19 protein-coding genes are annotated in these 18,141 nt (G+C 60.3%); 10 read left to right on the top strand and 9 right to left on the bottom strand.

Features of this window, described 5'->3' with window-relative positions:
* Nucleotides 1-27: 27 nt before the first annotated feature.
* Both ABIE33_RS16320 and ABIE33_RS16315 read right to left on the bottom strand, forming a co-directional pair.
* Nucleotides 28-231, bottom strand: a complete 204-nt coding sequence (locus ABIE33_RS16320; RefSeq protein WP_429126694.1) for a hypothetical protein — start codon at nucleotides 229-231, stop codon at nucleotides 28-30.
* Nucleotides 232-645: 414 nt separating this feature from the next.
* The gene (locus ABIE33_RS16315) at nucleotides 646-1,107 is read right to left on the bottom strand and encodes an acyl-CoA thioesterase (RefSeq protein WP_429126914.1); all 462 of its coding nucleotides are present in this window, start codon (nucleotides 1,105-1,107) and stop codon (nucleotides 646-648) included.
* Between the two features lie 541 nt (nucleotides 1,108-1,648).
* Here ABIE33_RS16315 and ABIE33_RS16310 point away from each other — a divergent pair.
* The 3 genes from ABIE33_RS16310 to ABIE33_RS16300 are packed head-to-tail and all read left to right on the top strand — an operon-like array spanning nucleotide 1,649 to nucleotide 6,496.
* On the top strand, nucleotides 1,649-3,598 hold the full coding sequence (locus ABIE33_RS16310) for a PrkA family serine protein kinase (RefSeq protein WP_429126911.1): 1,950 nt from the start codon (nucleotides 1,649-1,651) through the stop codon (nucleotides 3,596-3,598).
* A 24-nt stretch (nucleotides 3,599-3,622) separates the two neighbouring features.
* Entirely contained in the window at nucleotides 3,623-4,942 is a 1,320-nt protein-coding gene (locus tag ABIE33_RS16305; RefSeq protein WP_429126692.1) for a YeaH/YhbH family protein, read from the top strand.
* 12 nt (nucleotides 4,943-4,954) lie between these two features.
* Complete coding sequence (locus ABIE33_RS16300) at nucleotides 4,955-6,496, top strand: SpoVR family protein (RefSeq protein WP_429126690.1); 1,542 nt, start codon at nucleotides 4,955-4,957, stop codon at nucleotides 6,494-6,496.
* Between the two features lie 398 nt (nucleotides 6,497-6,894).
* Here the strand turns inward: ABIE33_RS16300 and ABIE33_RS16295 are convergent, their stop codons facing one another.
* On the bottom strand, nucleotides 6,895-7,782 hold the full coding sequence (locus ABIE33_RS16295) for a helix-turn-helix domain-containing protein (RefSeq protein WP_429126687.1): 888 nt from the start codon (nucleotides 7,780-7,782) through the stop codon (nucleotides 6,895-6,897).
* A gap of 114 nt (nucleotides 7,783-7,896) precedes the next feature.
* Between ABIE33_RS16295 and pobA the strand changes: the two genes are divergently transcribed.
* Nucleotides 7,897-9,069, top strand: a complete 1,173-nt coding sequence (gene pobA, locus ABIE33_RS16290; RefSeq protein WP_429126684.1) for a 4-hydroxybenzoate 3-monooxygenase — start codon at nucleotides 7,897-7,899, stop codon at nucleotides 9,067-9,069.
* On the opposite strand, the gene ABIE33_RS16285 is transcribed toward pobA, so the two are convergent.
* Complete coding sequence (locus ABIE33_RS16285; RefSeq protein WP_429126682.1) at nucleotides 9,066-9,587, bottom strand: GNAT family N-acetyltransferase; 522 nt, start codon at nucleotides 9,585-9,587, stop codon at nucleotides 9,066-9,068. The two genes, pobA and ABIE33_RS16285, sit on opposite strands and share 4 nt — an antisense overlap.
* A 103-nt stretch (nucleotides 9,588-9,690) precedes the next feature.
* Nucleotides 9,691-10,617, bottom strand: a complete 927-nt coding sequence (gene pcaQ, locus ABIE33_RS16280; protein WP_429126679.1) for a pca operon transcription factor PcaQ — start codon at nucleotides 10,615-10,617, stop codon at nucleotides 9,691-9,693.
* A gap of 93 nt (nucleotides 10,618-10,710) precedes the next feature.
* Between pcaQ and pcaD the strand changes: the two genes are divergently transcribed.
* From pcaD to ABIE33_RS16255, 5 genes are all read left to right on the top strand, one after another.
* On the top strand, nucleotides 10,711-11,523 hold the full coding sequence (gene pcaD / locus ABIE33_RS16275) for a 3-oxoadipate enol-lactonase (RefSeq protein WP_429126676.1): 813 nt from the start codon (nucleotides 10,711-10,713) through the stop codon (nucleotides 11,521-11,523).
* Entirely contained in the window at nucleotides 11,516-11,920 is a 405-nt protein-coding gene (gene pcaC, locus ABIE33_RS16270; protein WP_429126674.1) for a 4-carboxymuconolactone decarboxylase, read from the top strand. Before pcaD ends, pcaC begins: the two co-directional genes overlap by 8 nt.
* A gap of 12 nt (nucleotides 11,921-11,932) precedes the next feature.
* Nucleotides 11,933-12,682: a protocatechuate 3,4-dioxygenase subunit beta gene (gene pcaH / locus ABIE33_RS16265; protein WP_429126672.1), complete on the top strand. Its 750-nt coding sequence runs from the start codon at nucleotides 11,933-11,935 to the stop codon at nucleotides 12,680-12,682.
* Nucleotides 12,682-13,296, top strand: a complete 615-nt coding sequence (gene pcaG / locus ABIE33_RS16260; RefSeq protein WP_429126669.1) for a protocatechuate 3,4-dioxygenase subunit alpha — start codon at nucleotides 12,682-12,684, stop codon at nucleotides 13,294-13,296. The genes pcaH and pcaG overlap by 1 nt, the downstream gene beginning before the upstream one ends.
* Nucleotides 13,297-13,413: 117 nt before the next feature.
* Entirely contained in the window at nucleotides 13,414-14,469 is a 1,056-nt protein-coding gene (locus tag ABIE33_RS16255) for a 3-carboxy-cis,cis-muconate cycloisomerase (protein ID WP_429126667.1), read from the top strand.
* Between the two features lie 114 nt (nucleotides 14,470-14,583).
* On the opposite strand, the gene ABIE33_RS16250 is transcribed toward ABIE33_RS16255, so the two are convergent.
* The 3 genes from ABIE33_RS16250 to ABIE33_RS16240 all read right to left on the bottom strand — a co-directional run bounded on the left by ABIE33_RS16250 (nucleotide 14,584) and on the right by ABIE33_RS16240 (nucleotide 16,206).
* Nucleotides 14,584-14,961 (bottom strand): tetratricopeptide repeat protein, encoded by a 378-nt coding sequence (locus ABIE33_RS16250; RefSeq protein ID WP_429126664.1) that lies wholly within the window; start codon nucleotides 14,959-14,961, stop codon nucleotides 14,584-14,586.
* Entirely contained in the window at nucleotides 14,946-15,536 is a 591-nt protein-coding gene (locus ABIE33_RS16245) for a flavin reductase family protein (protein ID WP_429126661.1), read from the bottom strand. The genes ABIE33_RS16250 and ABIE33_RS16245 overlap by 16 nt, the downstream gene beginning before the upstream one ends.
* A gap of 61 nt (nucleotides 15,537-15,597) precedes the next feature.
* Entirely contained in the window at nucleotides 15,598-16,206 is a 609-nt protein-coding gene (locus tag ABIE33_RS16240) for a superoxide dismutase (protein WP_429126659.1), read from the bottom strand.
* Nucleotides 16,207-16,311: 105 nt separating this feature from the next.
* Here ABIE33_RS16240 and ABIE33_RS16235 point away from each other — a divergent pair, with 105 nt between their 5' ends.
* Nucleotides 16,312-17,013 carry a helix-turn-helix transcriptional regulator gene (locus ABIE33_RS16235; protein WP_429126656.1) on the top strand — a complete coding sequence of 234 codons (702 nt, stop codon included), beginning with the start codon at nucleotides 16,312-16,314 and terminating at the stop codon, nucleotides 17,011-17,013.
* A 149-nt stretch (nucleotides 17,014-17,162) separates the two neighbouring features.
* On the opposite strand, the gene ABIE33_RS16230 is transcribed toward ABIE33_RS16235, so the two are convergent.
* On the bottom strand, nucleotides 17,163-17,930 hold the full coding sequence (locus ABIE33_RS16230; protein ID WP_429126654.1) for a 3-hydroxyacyl-CoA dehydrogenase: 768 nt from the start codon (nucleotides 17,928-17,930) through the stop codon (nucleotides 17,163-17,165).
* Nucleotides 17,931-18,141 lie beyond the last annotated feature (211 nt).

The following is an 18,141-nucleotide window of genomic DNA, read 5'->3' as shown; positions in this document are numbered from 1 at the left end:
CAGCGAGCCGTGGCCGGGCGATAGCCTCTACTTCATCAGATCCATATGCTGGTCGGCCCGAGCCCTGATCAAAGGATCAAGGTCTGACTTGTAGGGCCCGTATTTCGTGAACATCTCGTAGGCCTCGAGCGGCGGAATGCCGGATGCGCGGATGAAATCCTCCAGATCGTACCGAACCTCGCCGTTTGCGACGCCCTCAGTAAACTGCTTTCCCGTCTCGGATGTGGACATTTGATCCTCCGATATACCGAGCCCGCAACGACGGTGTTGGTTTCCCGCAGCGGCAGGCGTTGATAGGTGGCTTCGCTTGTTCACGAAAATGGCGCCAGATGCAAAACACGGCGCGATGGCTTTGAACGCGTCATTGTGACTTTTCAGAATGCGGGGGCATGCTCACAGCACATTTACGCGGGAATCACGCCGCCGAAGGCGCCGAATGTACGCATGGGCTTCAACAGGCTTAAGGGCCAAGACGCCACCCTCCACGCGCCGGGCAGCTCCGCTTGGCCATTCACTCCGGCCGGCGAAAGATACACCATCAAGCCGCCGGGCCAAACACAGGAATGATACTTGCGAGGCCTTGTTGCAAAAAGTGACCTTGCGATCCCGGGCGAAACCGCCATGCGGGCAGACGGATTGTGGCGGTCAGGCTTCGGTGGGCGAGCCAGCAGCTTGAAAGCGGGCCTCGAACTCACGCCGCAGGTTTCTGCGGACCTCCGCTGCGCGCTGGCGCCGCTTTCGGATGCTGGTCACGGGATTGTAAGTTGGGACGGCGGTCGGACGCCCCTCGGCATCGACGGCCACCATGGTGAAATAGCAGGAGTTCGTGTGCCTGCGCTCGCCGGTGCGGATGTTTTCGGCTTCGACGCGGATCCCGACCTCCATCGAGGTTCGCCCGGCATGATTGATCGAGGCGCGAAAGGTCACCAGTTCCCCGACATGGATCGGCTGGCGAAAGACGACCTGGTCCACCGACAGGGTCACCGCATATTCCTGCGAATAGCGCGAGGCGCAGGAAAACGCGACGCGATCGAGAAGATTGAGCAGGGCGCCGCCATGGACCTTGCCGCTGAAGTTGGCCATGTCGGGCGTCATCAAGACGACCATTTCAAGCTCGCTGGTATCATGTCCGGCTTCCACGGTAACTCCCTCTAGGATGATTGCAGCCCTTCTGGACCGATGATAGCAAGGTTTTGTAGCCGGCCAACCGGCAGGGCAAGTCGGCATCGTCGACGATCTGGCCGTCGAGGATCGTGCTACATTTTCGGATGCCTTACCGCGAAGGCAGCCATGAACGGGCATTTGGCAACAATGCGAGCCTGTTTTTGGCAGAACGTTTCCAATAGGCGATCTTGCAACGTTCTTAAAGGCGATTTCGATCCGGGCAATTAGCAAGGTGTGCGCGCTGGTCCTGCACAGCCTGATGGGCCTCGAGGCCGTTTTACGCTGATTTTCGCTTTTGTACCTCGAATTCTCTATTTGATTAGGTGCGGAGATGGCCCGCTGTTGTGCTAGTATAAAATTGTCTGATTTCGCTCGGCGCAGTGAAGGCAGCCAAATTCGGGAACAAACCCGTCCCGAGTGCGTTTTAAATAGAGTAGTGGTCGTAGCGGAAGTTTATGACTTTCGGCGGCCGCGGGAGGGTTCAATGAGAGCCAGTGACGGCGATGTATTCGACCTTTTTTCAAAGACGTATGCAAGTGGAGTGCAAGAGAAGTTAAGTTTACAGGAATATCTCCTGGCCTGTCGCGACGACAAGAGCATGTATGCCACGGCCCCAGAGCGCATGGTTACCGCAATCGGCGAGCCGCAGTTGATTGATACGAGCGCGGATGAGCGCCTTGGGCGGATTTTCGCCAACCGAACTATCAAGCTGTACCCCTCCTTCTCGGACTTCTATGGAATGGAGGACACGATCGAGCGGATCGTCGGCTACTTCCGATATGCCGCGCAGGGGCTCGAGGAACGCAAGCAGATCCTTTACCTCTTGGGGCCGGTGGGTGGTGGCAAGTCGTCGCTTGCCGAACGTCTCAAGAAGCTGATGGAGCAGCAGCCGATCTACACGTTGGCCATCGACGGCAAGATAAGCCCCGTCTTTGAATCGCCCCTTGGTCTATTCAACCGCGATCACATGGGGGATCTGCTCGAAGACAAATACGGAATTGCAAAGAGGCGGCTCACCGATTTGGTATCGCCTTGGGCCGCCAAGCGCCTAGACGAAATCGGCGGCGACATTTCGAAGTTCAGCGTCGTCAAGCTCATGCCGTCGCGGCTGCGCCAGATCGCCATCGCCAAGACTGAACCGGGCGACGAGAACAACCAGGACATTTCCGCGCTGGTCGGCAAGGTCGATATCCGTCAACTTGAGAATTTCAGCCAAGCCGATCCCGACGCTTATTCCTATAGCGGCGGGCTCAACAGGACAACGCAAGGGCTGCTCGAATTCGTCGAAATGTTCAAGGCGCCGATCAAGGTTCTGCATCCGCTGCTCACCGCCACGCAGGAAGGAAGCTACAACGGCACGGAGAACTTCGGAGCTTTTCCCTATCAGGGGGTCGTGCTTGCCCATTCCAACGAGTCCGAATGGCTGCAATTCAAGCACAACAGGAACAACGAGGCCTTTCTCGACCGAATACTGGTCGTCAAGGTTCCCTATTGCCTGCGTGTCACGGAGGAACGGCTGATCTATGAAAAGCTGCTTCGCGAGAGCGAATTATCCGAGAGCCCATGCGCGCCCGAGGTGCTGGAGAACCTTAGTCGCTTCACAGTGGCGACGCGCCTCGCTCTACACGAGAACTCGCCGTCCTACACAAAGATGCGGGTTTATGACGGCGAAAACCTGAAGGATACCGATCCCAAGGCGAAGTCCCTGCAGGAATATCGCGATGCCGCAGGCGTCGATGAGGGCATGACCGGCGTTAGTACCCGGTTTGCCTTCAAGGTTCTGTCTGAGACCTTCAACTACGACACCAAGGAAGTCGCTGCCGATCCGGTTCATCTGATGTATATCCTGGAACAGGCTATCCGGCGGGAGCAGTTTCCCAAAGAGACCGAAGCGAACTATCTCGATTTTATCCGGTCGGAGCTCGCCGCCCGCTATGCGGAGTTCATCGGTCACGAGATCCAGAAGGCCTATCTCGAATCCTATAGCGAATATGGTCAGAACCTGTTCGACCGCTACATCTCTTACGCGGATGCCTGGCTCGAAGATCAGGACTTTAAGGATCCTGACACTGGTCAGATCCTAAATCGTAACGTTCTCGACGGCGAGTTGTCACAGATCGAAAAGCCCGCAGGGATCGCAAACCCCAAGGATTTCCGCAACGAAGTTGTAAAGTTCACCCTGCGTGCCCGCGCCAGGAACAACGGGCGTAACCCAGCCTGGACAAGTTACGAAAAGCTCCGGGAAGTGATCGAGAAGCGCATGTTCGGCCAGGTCGAGGACCTTTTACCGGTCATCAGCTTCGGCTCGAAGAAGGACAGCGCGACCGAGAAGCAGCACGCTGAGTTCGTTGAGCGCATGACCGAACGGGGCTACACCGAACGTCAGGTGCGGCGGCTCGTCGACTGGTATATGCGGGTCAACAAGGCCGGTTGACGATGCGGAAGCGGGGGACGGGCAATGCCGAATTTCATCGATCGCCGGCTTAACCCCAAGGACAGGAATCTCGGCAACAGGAAGCGCTTTTTTAAGCGGGTCCATGAGGAATTGAAGCGGGCGATCAGAGATCAGATAAAGTCGGACAGGATCACCGATGTGGACGCCACCCACGGCGTTCCGATCCCGAAGCGTGGTGCGGACGAGCCTAGCTTCCGACATTCGAGCGGCAGCGGCGAGCGGCAGTATGTCCTGCCCGGAAACGAGACCTTTTCGCCGGGGGACCGACTTAAAAAGCCTGATGCAGGCGCTGGTGGAGGAGGCGGCGCCAACCCCGGCCGGGGCGAAAACGCGGACGACTTTGTCTTCGTGCTTTCGCGCGAGGAAGTGCTCGATCTTTTTTTTGAAGATCTGGAGCTTCCCGATATGGTGAAGCTGAGCCTGCGGGAGACCGTCAGATACAAATCCCATCGCGTCGGTTTCTCGACAGTGGGCACCCCTAGCAACATCAATGTTGGACGAACGATGCGCAACAGCTTCGGGCGGCGCATGGCCCTGCGCCGCCCGAGCGAGAAGGAATTTCAGACGCTTGCCGACGAGATCGCAGCCCTGGAAAGGGAGGAGCAGCCATCCCCACATCAGCGCCACAGGCTCTCGCAGGTGCGCGAAGAACTGGAAGTGCTTGAACGGCGGCGGCGGCGTATCGCCTATGTCGATCCCGTTGACGTGCGGTTTAACCGTTTCGAACGCCAGCCTTTGCCGAATGCGAGTGCGGTGATGTTCTGCCTGATGGACGTCTCGGCATCAATGGGGGAGCGCGAGAAGGATCTTGCCAAGCGCTTCTTCGTTCTCTTGCACCTGTTTCTCAAGCGTCGTTACGAGCGGATCGACATCGTGTTCATCCGCCACACGGACGAGGCGCGGGAAGTTGACGAGGAGACGTTCTTCTTCAGCAAGCAGAGCGGCGGCACTGTCGTTTCTACGGCGCTTGAGGAAATGCTCCGTATCATCGAGGACCGCTATCCCTCGAATCTCTGGAACATATATGCCGCCCAGGCCTCCGACGGCGACAATGCCAACGGTGACTCGGAGTGGTGCGCCGAACTCCTGCGGGAATCGCTCATGCGTCTGTGCCAGTATTACGCCTATGTTGAGATCATAGACGAGCGCGAGAGCGGAATATTCGGGTCGACGGACAACGGCACCTCGCTCTGGCGCGCCTACCGCACGGTCGATAGCGCGGTATCGAATTTCCAGATGACGCGCGTTGCAAGGCCCGCCGACATCTACCCCGTCTTCCGTAAACTCTTTGCCCGGCATCAACCCGTTCAATTGCGCAGGTGAGGGGACGACCGAATGGCGAAACGGCCAGCCTCCAGCCTGCTGTTCGACGGTTCCGAATGGAATTTTGCGACGCTTTCGCGTGCCTATGATGCGATCGAGGCGATTGCGATCGGTGAGATGGGACTCGACGTCTATCCGAACCAGGTCGAAATTATTTCCTCCGAACAGATGCTCGACGCCTATTCGTCCGTGGGCATGCCGCTGATGTATCAGCACTGGTCGTTTGGCAAGCGCTTCGTTTTTGAAAGCCAACTCTATCAAAAAGGCTATCGCGGGCTGGCCTATGAACTCGTGATCAACTCCAATCCCTGCATCACCTATCTCATGGAAGAAAACACGATGCCGATGCAGGCGCTGGTTACCGCGCATGCCGCCTTCGGCCACAATCACTTCTTCAAGAACAATTATCTGTTCCGCCAGTGGACGGATGCCGGCGCGATCCTTGGCTACATGGACTTCGCTAAGAAATACATTGCCAAATGTGAGGAGCGGCATGGTCTTGATGCGGTGGAGGAGATTCTCGATTCGGCGCATGCCCTGCAGGATCACGGCGTATTCCACTATCGCCGTCCCCCCCGACTCTCATCGGAAAAGGTGACGGAGCGGGCCCGGGAGCGGCTGGAATACGAGGAACAGACTTATAGCGATTTATGGCGGACGCTGCCGACGGCAGGCGGAACATCCGGCATCGAGGAGGCGGAGCGCGAAGCTTTGGAACGGAAGAAGGTGCTTAACCTTCCCGAGGAGAACCTGCTCTACTTTCTCGAGAAGCACAGTCTGATCCTTGAACCCTGGCAGCGCGAGATCTTGAGGATTGTTCGCGTTATCGCGCAATATTTCTATCCGCAAAGTCAGACCAAAGTGATGAACGAGGGATGCGCGACCTTCGTCCACTATTCCATTATCAACAGACTGTTCGACCAGGACAAAATCAGTGAAGGCGCAATGTTGGAGTTGCTGGCGAGCCATGCCAATGTTGTTTATCAACCGGGCTTCGACCATTCCCGCTTCTACGGCCTCAACCCTTACGCGCTGGGCTTTGCAATGATGCAGGATATCGAACGCATCTGCACGACGCCGACACAAGAGGATCGGGACTGGTTTCCCACCATATCCGGTAACGGCGACGCGATGGGCACGCTGATCGACGCCTGGGAAAACCACCGCGACGACTCCTTCATTCTGCAATATCTGAGCCCGGCGGTGATCCGCAAATTCCGCCTGTTTCGTCTCTCCGACCGCGCGACCAACAAATTTTGTGAAGTTACTTCAATCCATGACGAGCGGGGCTATTCTGCCGTACGCTCTGCGCTCTCTCGGAATTATGACCCTGTGGCAAATAGACCGGAAATACAGGTCGTTGATGTCGATTTGCTTGGAGATCGGCAACTTCGATTGAATCACGTGGTCAAGAACGGTCTTCTGCTGGAGGAAAGCAATCGCGACGCGACGATTGCGCACATTAGCCGACTTTGGGGGTATGAAGTGAGCCTGGCAGGCATAGATGCGTCGACCGGCAAAGTGCTCTATGAATGTTCATCCGCACAAGAGTGACCGCAGGCGAGTGGCCCTGCTGCGAGTTTTTGAGGCGAAATCAACTGTAGGCGGCGATCTTTCATTGCCGCTTCAAGGCGCCGGTCAAACGCGGCCGTAGGATTGGCCGCGAATTCCGGAGACGCCATTCTCCCTTCAGGCCTGTACAGCCTCAAATCCGGTCGCCGCTCTAAGCGGCTGCAACATGCTCCCGCTTTCGTGTCCCGTTCGGCCACGAGCACTAGGCGAACAGGATGCGATTGGGCAGGCGACGCCAATACTCGCGACGGTCGTCCAGTAACGATCATGCTGCTGGGGACGGCGACGTCGCTCGCCATCCGCCGGCCGTCGCTGCGGGGGCGGTTCCTGTAGCAGCGGCAGCAATCATGTGTTGTCTGGTAGACAGCCTGGCTGGGCAGTTACGCGCCGAGCTTCGTCCGCTCGGCAAGCCGCCACGCCCTAGGTGTCAGGCCGGTCTGGCGCAGGAAGAAGCGAGAGAAATAGGCCGGATCGGCAAAGCCGAGCCGAAAACTGATCTCCTGCACGCTGCCGCGGGTGAAAACAAGCTCGCGTCGTGCTTCGTCCGTCAGCTTGCGCGCGATGATCTCGTGGGCGCTTTGGCCGCTAACACTGCGGACGATACGGTTGAGATGCGTCGGCGATAGGCCGAGTTCGCGTGCGTAGAACGCGGCTGGTTTGTGCGAGCGATGGTGCTGCTGGACGAGGGCGAGGAAATGCTCGAAGCGTCGTTCGTTCTCGGTGTCGGCGGCGTCGTCCTCGACGGGGTCCGCTTCATCGAGGCGGGCACCCAGCGTTAGCGCCGACGTCAGATAGGCATCGAGCAGGTCGGTGCGGTGGCTCCGGCTGGCTTCCCATTCAGCACCCAGCCGGGCGAGGGTCAGCGCCACATAGCGGCCGTCGTCGCTGCCATCGAGGCTGGTAAGACGCGGTGTCGCCATCCAGGCGCCGAGCCGGCTGCGTTCGCCGGGCGATACCTTAAGATGCGAGGCGAGAACGGTGAACACGAACCCGTCGATATCACGGGAAAAGCGGAAGCCATGGCTGATCGCCGGCGGCACGGTAATCATAACTGGGGGACGAATAGCGCGCGCCGTGTCGCCGAACACCGCGTCTCCTGATCCGCCGTCAATGTACAAGATCTGAAAGAAGCTCTCATGGCGATGCAACCCGATCTCCCAATGATGCAGGCTGCTGCGCGAGTGGATCGTTTCACAATGCAGCCAGAAATCATGTCTTTCCAGCGGCTGTTCGCCATAAAGCTGGTAGGTCGGGACCGTCCTCTTCATCGCCCACATTCCTTCATGATGTTCGATTAGTGCAATTTCTTGACCGAAATGTCCATTGAGCCGGACCGCTCTCCCGAGCAGAGTTTTGTCAAAAGTCAGTTTCGGGAGGAAAGCATGCGCACACAGGTGGTCATCATCGGGTCAGGTCCATCGGGCCTTCTTCTCGGGCAATTGCTGACCGGTGCCGGCATCGACAATGTCATCCTCGATCGCGTCAGCAAGGACTACATTCTTGGCCGGGTGCGCGCCGGCGTTCTTGAGGAGGGAACGGTCGGCCTGATGGACCGTGCGAAGGCCGGCTCTCGCATGCATGCCGAGGGCCTGCCACATGACGGCTTTTCGCTTGCTTTCGATGGTCGGGATCATCGCATCGACCTCCATGGGCTGACCGGCGGCAGGCGCGTGATGGTTTATGGCCAGACGGAGCTGACGCGCGACCTCATGGAGGAGCGCGCGCTCACCGGCGCACCGTCGATGTACGCCGCGGTAGATGTCGAGCCGCATGATTTCGATGGTCACAAGCCGTACGTCACCTATGAGTTGGACGGCACAAGTCACCGTATTGATTGCGATTTCATCGCCGGTTGCGACGGTTTTCACGGGGTTAGCCGCAAGTCGGTTCCTGAAAATGCGATCCGCACATTCGAGAAGGTTTATCCCTTCGGCTGGCTTGGCATTCTTGCCGATGTTCCGCCGGTCAGCCACGAACTGATCTACGCCAACCATGCGCGCGGATTTGCCCTCTGCTCCATGCGGTCGCAGACCCGCAGTCGATACTACCTGCAGTGCGCGCTCGACGAGAAGATTGAGGACTGGACGGATCAGCGCTTCTGGGACGAACTCAGGCGGCGATTGCCGGCACATCATGCGGAGGCGTTGGTCACCGGCGCGTCGTTTGAAAAGTCGATTGCGCCGCTCCGCTCCTTCGTCGCCGAGCCGATGCGTTTCGGGCGGCTGTTTCTGGTTGGCGACGCGGCACATATCGTGCCGCCGACCGGTGCCAAAGGTTTGAACCTTGCGGCAAGCGACGTGCACTACCTCTTCGAAGGGCTGCTGGAACATTACCAGGACCGCTCGAATGCCGGGGTCGACGCCTATTCCGCCCACGCTTTGGCAAGGGTGTGGAAGGCCGTGCGCTTTTCCTGGTGGATGACGACGATGCTTCACCGTTTCCCGGATACCGGCGATTTCGACCAGAAGATCCAGGAGGCCGAACTCGATTATCTCACCCATTCGCGCGCCGCCTCGACAGCGCTTGCCGAAAATTACGTCGGGCTGCCGTTCTAAGCCAGGTTTTTCGCCGCGAGATCACTGCGCAGCATGCCATAAATGGCGGTGTCCCATCTGATATCGCCAACCCTGGCTGAAGACCGCCGGACGCCTTCCTCGATAAAGCCGAGCTTCAGATAGGTGCGGATTGCCGCGGTGTTGAACGTATAGACGTTGAGTTCCAGCCGTTCGAAGCGGGCGTCTGCGAAGAATCGCTCCATGACCCGCTGAAGGAAGGGGTGGGCGAGGCCTTGGCCGCGAAACCACGGGTTGATCGCCACGCGGCCGAGGCGACCGACGCCATTTCCCCAGTCAAGCGCGACCTGGGCGTGACCGGCAAGATTGCCATCGACAATGCCGGCAAACATCCAGCGTGCCGGCACATCGCCTAGGGTCGAACCCTGCATCTCCTCGAGTTGCGTCTCATCGATCGGAAAGCGGAGCCCCGGCCCGCCCCATTGAATGAGCGCTTCGGCGGTCGGGAACCAGCCCAGCATATCGGCAATGTGGTGTCTGGCGAAGATTTCGAGCTGCACTGGATCGATCGCATGCTGGTTTCGGTAAACTGATGATGGCCGCAATCTCGGCCGACGAGGAGGTTTTGTAAAGGGTCGGCCGCTGTGCGTTGCGGTGCTGCCGTCAGGGTTTCGGGGCGATTGCCGCTGCGGCCTCGCGGATGGTCTGCATCAGGATGGAAAGCGGCAGCGACGGAACCGAGTCCGTCCGCATCGTCAGGCCGACCGGGCCCTTGGTTTCGCTGGTGTCGATCGGCAGGATTGCAAGCGTGCCATCCTCGATATCGCTGGCGACGACACCTGCCGAGATGATCCAGATCGCGTCGCTGGCGCGCACGAAGGCGCGGCCGAAGGCATCGGAAACCGTTTCGATCTGGTTGGGCAGGCCCGCTATGCCGTTGGCGATCAGAAAGTGTTCGACAAAGGGGCGAATGATGGAGGCTCGGGTCGGCATCAGTACCGGATAGTCGCCGAGATGGGCGAAGGCCGATTGCGTGCCGGCAAGCAGCGGATGCCCGGCGCGCACGGCAAAGACCACCTGTTCGGAATAAAGATGCTCGAAGGAAAAGCCCGTCATCTTTTCCGGCGCCGCCAATCTGCCGACGACGAGGTCGAGATCGCCAACCCGCAGCTGTTCGAGAAGAACGGCATTCTCGCCGGTCACGATCTTGATCCGTGCGCCGGTGTCCTCCTCCAGGAAAAGCGACATTGCCCGCGGCATGATCCGCGTCGAGACCGTCGGCAAGGCGCCGATGCGCACCGGCACGCCATCACCGGAGCGCTCCTGCGAGACCGAATCGAGGCCTTGTCGAAGCGCCGTCAGCGCCGCACCGGCGTGGCGAAGAAAGACCTCGCCATAGCGGGTGATCTTGATGCCGCGCCCATCGCGCTCGAAAACAGCAACGCCCAGAACCTGTTCCAGCTCGCGGATCGTCTTGGTGACCGCCGGCTGGCTGACATGCAGGAGTTCAGCCGCCTTCATGACGCTCTTCTGTCTTGCGACCTCGACAAAAGTCTGCAGATGACGAAACTTGACCCGGGCGTCGACCATGGAATTCATAACTCTTGAGTTAATGGAATGCCGTGAAATATCATTTTACCTAACCAGATTAAATAGACAATTTGGTTGCAGAGGAGAAGTGCCGTGCAGTTTGCCCGCATCAACGACATCACCATCCACTATCAGGTCATTGGCGCCACGGCTGAGCGGCCGGTGCTGGTCTTTGCCAATTCGCTGGGCACGGACTTTCGTATCTGGCGTGATGTCATCGTGCGCCTTGCGGGCGACTATGCGATCGTTCTCTACGACAAGCGCGGTCATGGTCTCTCCGATATCGGAACTGTCCCTTACGCGATCGAAGACCACGCCAATGACCTTGCCGGCCTGCTCGACATGCTCTCGGTCAGTCAGGCGATCATCTGCGGCCTCTCCGTCGGTGGGTTGATCGCGCAATCGCTCTACCAGCGGCGGCCGGATCTCGTGCGTGCGCTGGTTCTTTGCGATACCGCCCATAAGATCGGCACGTGGGAAATGTGGGCGCAGCGCATTGCCGCCATCGAGGAGCACGGCATCGAGGCGATCGCCGACGGCGTGCTGGAGCGCTGGTTTACGCCCGCTTTTCGCAGGCCTGAAAATACCGCGCTTGCCGGCTACCGGAACATGCTGATCCGCCAGCCGGTCACCGGTTATGCTGCCACCTGCGGTGCGATCCGCGACGCCGATTATACCGAGGCGGCCGCCCGCATCTCCGTGCCCGTCCTTTGCGTCGTCGGCGACCAGGATGGTTCGACGCCGCCCGATGTGGTGCTTGCCACCGCGCGCCTTATTCCCGGCGCCCGCTATGAGGTCATCCGCGACGCCGGGCATATTCCCTGTGTCGAAAACCCTGAAGCTTTGACTGCGGTGCTGCGTGCCTTCTTCGAAATCGTAACGCATGGAGACAACAGCCATGAGTGATGCCTTCGCGCCCTCCGACCGCTATCGCCAGGGTATGGCGACGCGGCGGGCTGTTCTTGGCGACAACCATGTCGATCGCGCCCAATCAGCCTCGACCGATTTCGACCGGCCGTTCCAGGAGCTGATCACCGAGGCTGCCTGGGGGCACGTCTGGTCGCGACCGACCTGGACGAAACGGGAGCGATCGATCGTGACGATCGCGCTTCTGGCGGCACTTGGTCAGGACGAGGAGGTGGCCATGCATGTGCGTGCCACCGCCAATACGGGCGCCAGCCGCGATGATATCTGCGAGGCGCTGCTGCATGTGGCGATCTATGCCGGGGTGCCGGCGGCCAACCACGCAATCAAGATCGTCAAGCAGGTCTTTGGGGAAATGGACGCCGGCAAGGCGGCTTGACGGGAGTAAGCGATGTCCGACAGAGCAAACCGGAAGCCCGAGACCGGCGGCTTCTTTCCCCGCGACAGGAACTGGCATGCGCCGGCGCTGACGCCAGGTTATAAAACTTCGGTCCTGCGTTCGCCGCAAAAGGCGCTGCTGTCGCTTGACGGCACGATCTCCGAAATCACCGGCCCGGTCTTCGGTCATTCGATTCTGGGCGAACTCGACAACGATCTCATCCACAACTTCGCCAAGCCGGGCGAAAGCGCGATTGGCGAGCGCATCATCGTTCACGGGCGTGTGCTCGACGAACGCGGCCGGGCTGTTCCCGGCGCGCTTCTCGAATTCTGGCAGGCCAATGCCGGCGGGCGTTATCGTCACAAGAAGGAAAGCTATCTCGCAGCGCTTGATCCGAACTTTGGCGGCTGTGGCCGCACGATCACCGACGAGGACGGCTTTTATTCCTTCCGCACGATCAAGCCTGGCCCCTATCCCTGGCCGAATGGCGTCAACGACTGGCGTCCGGCCCACATCCACTTTTCGGTTTTCGGCCACGGCTTTGCGCAGCGGTTGATCACACAGATGTATTTTGAGGGCGATCCGATGATCTGGAAATGTCCGATCGTCAACACGATCGCCGATCGCCGCGCGATCGAGCAACTGATCGCGCCACTCGACTGGGCAAATACCGTTCCGATGGATGCGCGGGCCTACAAGTTCGATATCGTGCTGCGCGGCCGCCGCTCGACGATGTTTGAAAATCGCATGGAGGGCAACTGATGGTCCAGGCGCTCGGCTACCTCAAGGAAACCGCGTCGCAGACCGCCGGTCCTTACGTGCATATCGGCCTCACGCCGAATTTCTGCGGCATCGGCGGCGTCTATGACGCCGACCTCGGCTCGACGATGGTGAGCGAGCGCACGCTCGGCGAACGCATCACCATAAGTGGCCGAGTGCTCGATGGCACCGGAACGCCGCTGAGAGATGCGCTGGTGGAAATCTGGCAGGCGGATGCGGCGGGCCTCTACAATTCGCCGTCGGAAATGCGCGGCGCCGCTGATCCGGCGTTTTCCGGCTGGGGGCGGTGTCCGACCGGTGCCGAAGATGGCGTCTTCCGTTTCGACACCATCAAGCCTGGTCGCGTGCCGTTCAAGGACGGCCGACCGATGGCGCCGCACATCACATTCTGGATCGTCGCGCGTGGCATCAATATCGGCTTGCACACGCGGATGTATTTTCCTGAAGAAGCCGAGGCGAACGCCGTCGATCCGCTGCTTTTGCGCGTCGAGCATCGCCATCGCGTCGCGACGCTTGTCGCAACCGGCAGCGCCCCTAGTTATGTCTTCGACATTCACCTGCAGGGTGAGAAGGAAACGGTCTTCCTCGACATCTGAAACCGGAATGTCACGCCAAAGGCCAATCCGTTGCATCGTGATGCATGGACGCCTGAAGGCAGAACGTGGCATTCCGTTCAAGCGCGAGCGGGCATCGCGACAATCATCGGGGGGACAATGACCTATTCCGCTTTCGATCATCCCTATCTCTCCGGCCTTCTGGGCGATGAGGCGGTGGCTGCCGAGTTTTCGACTGCCGCCGACATTCATGCGATGCTCTCGTTCGAGGCGGCGCTGGCGCGCGCGGAGGCGATCCACGGCGTCATCCCGAAAAGTGCCGCCGATCGCATCACCGAGGCCTGTCGCGGGTTTTTTCCCGATGTCGCCGCGCTCAGGCGGGCTATCGCAGTCGACGGCGTCGTCGTTCCTGAATTTGTTCGACAGTTGCGTGCAGCCGTCGGTGGTGAGGCGGCAACGCACGTGCATTTCGGCGCAACCAGCCAGGACGTCATCGATACGAGCCTGATGCTGCGCATGAAGGCTGTCGCCGAGCTTTTCGGCACCCGCCTCGGAGACGTTGTTTCGGTGCTGGAGGAATGCGACGATCAATGGGGCGAGCGGATGCTGATGGGCCGCACACGCATGCAGGCGGCGATACCGATCACCGTGTCCGATCGGCTGCGCACCTGGATCGAACCATTGCTCGATCACAAGGATCGGCTCGAGGCGATGGATCGCGACCTCTTCGCGGTTCAGTTCGGCGGCGCGGCGGGCACGCTCGACAAGCTGAAGGACAAGGCGGACGATGTGCGCGCCACGCTTGCCGAGGAACTGGCGCTCGCCGATTTTCCGCAATGGCACAGCCAGCGTTCGGAAGTTGCCGATTTCGCCAATGCGCTGTCGCTGGTTACCGGCAGCCTCGGCAAGTTCGGGCAGGACATTGCGTTGATGGCGCAACAGGGTGACGAAATCGAACTTGCCGGTGGCGGGGGATCGTCGGCGATGCCGCACAAGCAGAACCCGGTCGCTGCCGAAGTTCTGGTGGCGCTTGCGCGTTTCAATGCGACGCAGCTTTCCGGTGTGCATCAGGCGCTGGTGCACGAGCAGGAGCGCTCCGGTGCTGCCTGGACACTCGAATGGCTGATCATGCCGCAGATGGCGGGAGCAACCGCAGCAGCCCTGCGTCTGGCCGCCGAGCTTGCCGGCAACATCAGGCGGCTCGGATCCGGCTGACGACTAAGCGTCGCGATCACTGGGATTCGCTCACTACGCTTTTTAAGCTCTTGTTTTTCCGCATGTGGTTATCGAAAAATGCGCGCTTTTGCCCGGTGCTTTGAGCCGTTACGGCTAGCCTTTGTTCGCGGCTGCGCACTGCTTGTCCAGCCGCCTGAGAAAAACCGTGATCTCGCGTCCCACCTGCAGGTCGCCCTTTTTCTCGGCCACGGATCGCCCTTCTGTCCAGACGCGCCGCGCCTCGTCGATGCGATTGAGTTTCAGCAGCGCCGCACCGCTGAGCTTCCAGGCGGCCGAATAGGTGGGGTCGAACTCGATCGCGTGCTGGAGATGAACAAGGGCGGTCTCGGCATCCGCCTCCTGCAGACAGATGCTGCCGAGGGTGAAACGCAGCAGCGCATCGTCACGACCGTCGTCGAGAAGTTTTTCAAGCACCTGTCGCATGGTGGCTCCCGCAGGGTGTCGGTTTGCGCCGTTCAGATCGTCGGGCACGAGGTGGCGGATGGCAAGGGGCGCCCGCCGGATGTGGCCGCAAAGGGCGTCGATCTCTCGAGCGCCTGGTATTGCCGCTCGCTCCAGAGCAGGGGGTCGGCGTAGGCGGCGGTTTCGGTCGCTATGATCGTTCCGACAAAGAGCCGGTGGTCGCCAACCAGGATGGAAGCGCCGAGCACGCAGTCGAGCCCGGCGGCAGCACCCAGAAGGCGCGGCCGGCCGGAAGGCCAGTCGGCCCAGACGCCGACGAGATAGCGGCTGGCTGCGGCGACCCTGCCGGCGAAGGCGTCGGCAACCAGTTCCTGTCCCTGGGCGAGCATCGCCAGCGAAAACCCTTCCTGCTTTAAGATGGTGTCCGCAAGGGCGCTATCTGCCTTGATCGAGACGACGATTGACGGAGGGTTGGCGGAAAGCGAGAACACGGCGGTCGCCGTCCGGCCAAGGCATTCAGAGCCAATGCCGGCGCTGACGATGCAGACCGTCGACGCCAGCCGCGCCATCGTGTCTGCAAACTGGGGTCTGGTGACGGCGAGCTCGGCGTGAGCGGCGATATCGACAGAGGCGATCTGGGTCATGGGGCGCAATCCGGCTGATGCATTGTGTGTGGCGCCGCCGGTGCGGCGCCACGGAAGATGGTCAGGCAGCCTTAAGCTCGGCCTCGGCGAACTCGTAGTTCGCCAGCCGGTCGAGGAAGTTGCTGACATAGTCGGGGCGGCGATTGCGGTAGTCGATGTAGTAGCTGTGTTCCCACACATCCAGACCGAGCAGGCCTTTGCCCTCGTTGGTGGCGACCGGGTTCGAGCCATTGGCGGTCTTCGTCACCTTGAGCTTGCCGCTGGCGTCGAGCACGAGCCAGGCCCAGCCGGAGCCAAACTGGCTGATGGCCGCCGTCTTGAACGCGTCCTTGAAGGCTGCAACGCTGCCGAAGTCCTCAGTGATCTTCTTCTCAAGACTGTCCGGAATGCGCCCGCCCTTGGGAGAGAGATTGTTCCAGAACAGAATGTGGTTCCAGTGCTGCCCGGCATTGTTGAAGACCGGCGCCAGCTCGGCCTTGCCATTGGCGTGGCGGATGATGTCTTCCAGCGACAGTCCGGCAAGCGACTGATCCTTTTCAACGAAGCCGTTCAGTGCAGTGACATAGGCCTGGTGATGCTTGCCGTGATGGAATTCCAGGGTCTCGGCACTCATGCCGCCTTCAGCCAGCGCGCCGATGGAAAAGGGTAGGGAGGGGAGTTCGAAAGCCATGGTTGAAATCCTCTTCAGCCGGATGGAACGCAGCGAATGTCTTGTGCGACAACCATCAGGCGTGTATTTAACAAGACAATTCTTTGTAAATCTCCGGGCAATAATATGTCAAGCGATCACTTGTTAAATCGGGATCAAAGCCAGGGACGGTCGCCGGCCGAACGGATACTGCTGGCGCTGAAGCTGCATGGTCCGCAGACGGCGCCGGCGCTTGGCAAGCGTCTGTCGATATCAGGCGAGGCGGCGCGCCAGCAGCTCGTGCGCCTTGCCGAAGAGGGGCTTGCAAACTCCTGGTCGGAGGCGCGCGGCGTCGGCCGTCCCTCGCAGTTCTGGGGATTGACAGCGTCGGGCCACGCGGAATTTCCCGATACCCATGCGGAGCTGACTGTCCAGCTCCTGCGCACGATCCGCCAGACGCTCGGGGACGCCGCGATCGACCGCATCATCGCGGCGCGCGAGGAGGAGACGCGAACCGGCTATCGCGCAGCACTCGACGGCGCCAGGAGCCTGCGTGATCGGTTGGAAAAGCTCGTTCGTCTGCGAACGGCCGAAGGTTATATGGCCGGGTACGAGGAGGCGGGCGACGGTACTTTTCTGTTTGTCGAAAACCATTGTCCGATCTGCGCGGCAGCTGCCAGTTGCCAGGGATTTTGCCGGGCGGAGATCAATATCTTCCGGGATATTCTCGGTCGTGACGTTGGAGTCGAGCGCACCGAACATATTCTCGCCGGCGCGCGCCGTTGCGCTTACGTCATTACCCCGGGCGGAAGGCAGGCGGCGGCGCGCGTCGATCGTGCCGGCGCCTGATGCTTAGCTTGTTGCCCGGAAACATTTGTGGCGCCGTGCGACAAACAAGGCGTCCACGGGTTGCCGCAACGCGCGAAACACGCTGCCTGTCCAGACGATAGTGTATGCGGCCGGATGCTAACCCGCGTCCGGCCTGTCAAATTTCAGTCTCAGCGTGCGCCCATGCGAAGCGCGCCGTCGAGACGAATGACTTCGCCGTTCAGCATCCGGTTTTCGCAGATATGCTGGACAAGGGCTGCAAACTCCTCCGGCTTGCCGAGGCGCTGCGGGAAGGGAACGCTCTTGCCGAGCGAGTCCTGAACCTCCTGCGGCATCCCGGCCATCATCGGCGTTTCGAAGATGCCCGGTGCGATCGCCACGACACGGATCCCGTGCCGCGCCAGTTCGCGGGCAATCGGCAGCGTCATGGCGACGACGCCGCCCTTCGAGGCGGAATAGGCTGCCTGGCCGACCTGCCCGTCGAAGGCGGCGACGGAGGCCGTGTTGATGATGACGCCGCGCTCGCCGTCTTCGCCAGGCACTTCCCGTTCCATCGCGGCGGCCGCCAGGCGAACCATGTTGAACGTGCCGATCAGATTGATGCTGACCGCACGCGCAAAGCTATCGAGGCGATGAGGACCTTCGCGCCCAAGCACCTTTTCGCCCGGCGCGATGCCGGCGCAGTTCACCAGCCCATTGAGATGGCCGAACGTATCGACGGCCGCGGAGATTACGGCTGCGCCATCGGTTTCGCTGGTGACATCCGTCTTAACGAAAAGAGCGTTGCTTCCAAGGGCTTCGGCCGTTGCTCTTCCAGCGTCTTCGTTGATATCCGCAAGAACGACACGAGCGCCCTTGCCGTGCAAGAGGCGCGCAACGCCTGCGCCAAGGCCCGATCCGCCGCCGGTCACAATGAAGACTTTTCCGTCGATCAGCATTCCAGAACTCCTCCAATACCGAACTCCGCCACCGTTTGGCACCTGCCGCCAAAGACAGGGTCCGGAGTTCACCGCCATCAGGCATGATGGCGCGACGTTAGCGTCTTTGAAACGCGGCGGAAATCCGCCGGAGCGATTTTTGATTTTGCGCTGCGGATAAAATGGCTCGCCCCTCATTCCGACTGCCGGGAATGGCTGCGCCGCCGCCGCA

This window comes from Ensifer sp. 4252 (genome assembly GCF_050434565.1).
GTDB lineage: Bacteria > Pseudomonadota > Alphaproteobacteria > Rhizobiales > Rhizobiaceae > Ensifer.
The sequence above is the reverse complement of the archived record's forward strand: the minus strand, read 5'-3'. Positions and strand labels throughout refer to the sequence as shown.

Bases quoted from the DNA above. Each gene is read 5' to 3' on its own strand.
- ABIE33_RS16240 (WP_429126659.1), bottom strand. From the start codon at position 16,206: ATGGCTTTCGAACTCCCCTCCCTACCCTTTTCCATCGGCGCGCTGGCT.
- pcaC (WP_429126674.1), top strand. From the start codon at position 11,516: ATGAGTGATGCCTTCGCGCCCTCCGACCGCTATCGCCAGGGTATGGCG.
- pcaG (WP_429126669.1), top strand. From the start codon at position 12,682: ATGGTCCAGGCGCTCGGCTACCTCAAGGAAACCGCGTCGCAGACCGCC.
- ABIE33_RS16230 (WP_429126654.1), bottom strand. From the start codon at position 17,930: ATGCTGATCGACGGAAAAGTCTTCATTGTGACCGGCGGCGGATCGGGC.
- ABIE33_RS16255 (WP_429126667.1), top strand. From the start codon at position 13,414: ATGACCTATTCCGCTTTCGATCATCCCTATCTCTCCGGCCTTCTGGGC.
- ABIE33_RS16235 (WP_429126656.1), top strand. From the start codon at position 16,312: ATGTCAAGCGATCACTTGTTAAATCGGGATCAAAGCCAGGGACGGTCG.
- ABIE33_RS16310 (WP_429126911.1), top strand. From the start codon at position 1,649: ATGAGAGCCAGTGACGGCGATGTATTCGACCTTTTTTCAAAGACGTAT.
- ABIE33_RS16300 (WP_429126690.1), top strand. From the start codon at position 4,955: ATGGCGAAACGGCCAGCCTCCAGCCTGCTGTTCGACGGTTCCGAATGG.
- ABIE33_RS16245 (WP_429126661.1), bottom strand. From the start codon at position 15,536: ATGACCCAGATCGCCTCTGTCGATATCGCCGCTCACGCCGAGCTCGCC.
- pcaH (WP_429126672.1), top strand. From the start codon at position 11,933: ATGTCCGACAGAGCAAACCGGAAGCCCGAGACCGGCGGCTTCTTTCCC.
- ABIE33_RS16295 (WP_429126687.1), bottom strand. From the start codon at position 7,782: ATGAAGAGGACGGTCCCGACCTACCAGCTTTATGGCGAACAGCCGCTG.
- ABIE33_RS16315 (WP_429126914.1), bottom strand. From the start codon at position 1,107: ATGGTCGTCTTGATGACGCCCGACATGGCCAACTTCAGCGGCAAGGTC.
- pobA (WP_429126684.1), top strand. From the start codon at position 7,897: ATGCGCACACAGGTGGTCATCATCGGGTCAGGTCCATCGGGCCTTCTT.
- pcaQ (WP_429126679.1), bottom strand. From the start codon at position 10,617: ATGGTCGACGCCCGGGTCAAGTTTCGTCATCTGCAGACTTTTGTCGAG.
- ABIE33_RS16305 (WP_429126692.1), top strand. From the start codon at position 3,623: ATGCCGAATTTCATCGATCGCCGGCTTAACCCCAAGGACAGGAATCTC.
- ABIE33_RS16320 (WP_429126694.1), bottom strand. From the start codon at position 231: ATGTCCACATCCGAGACGGGAAAGCAGTTTACTGAGGGCGTCGCAAAC.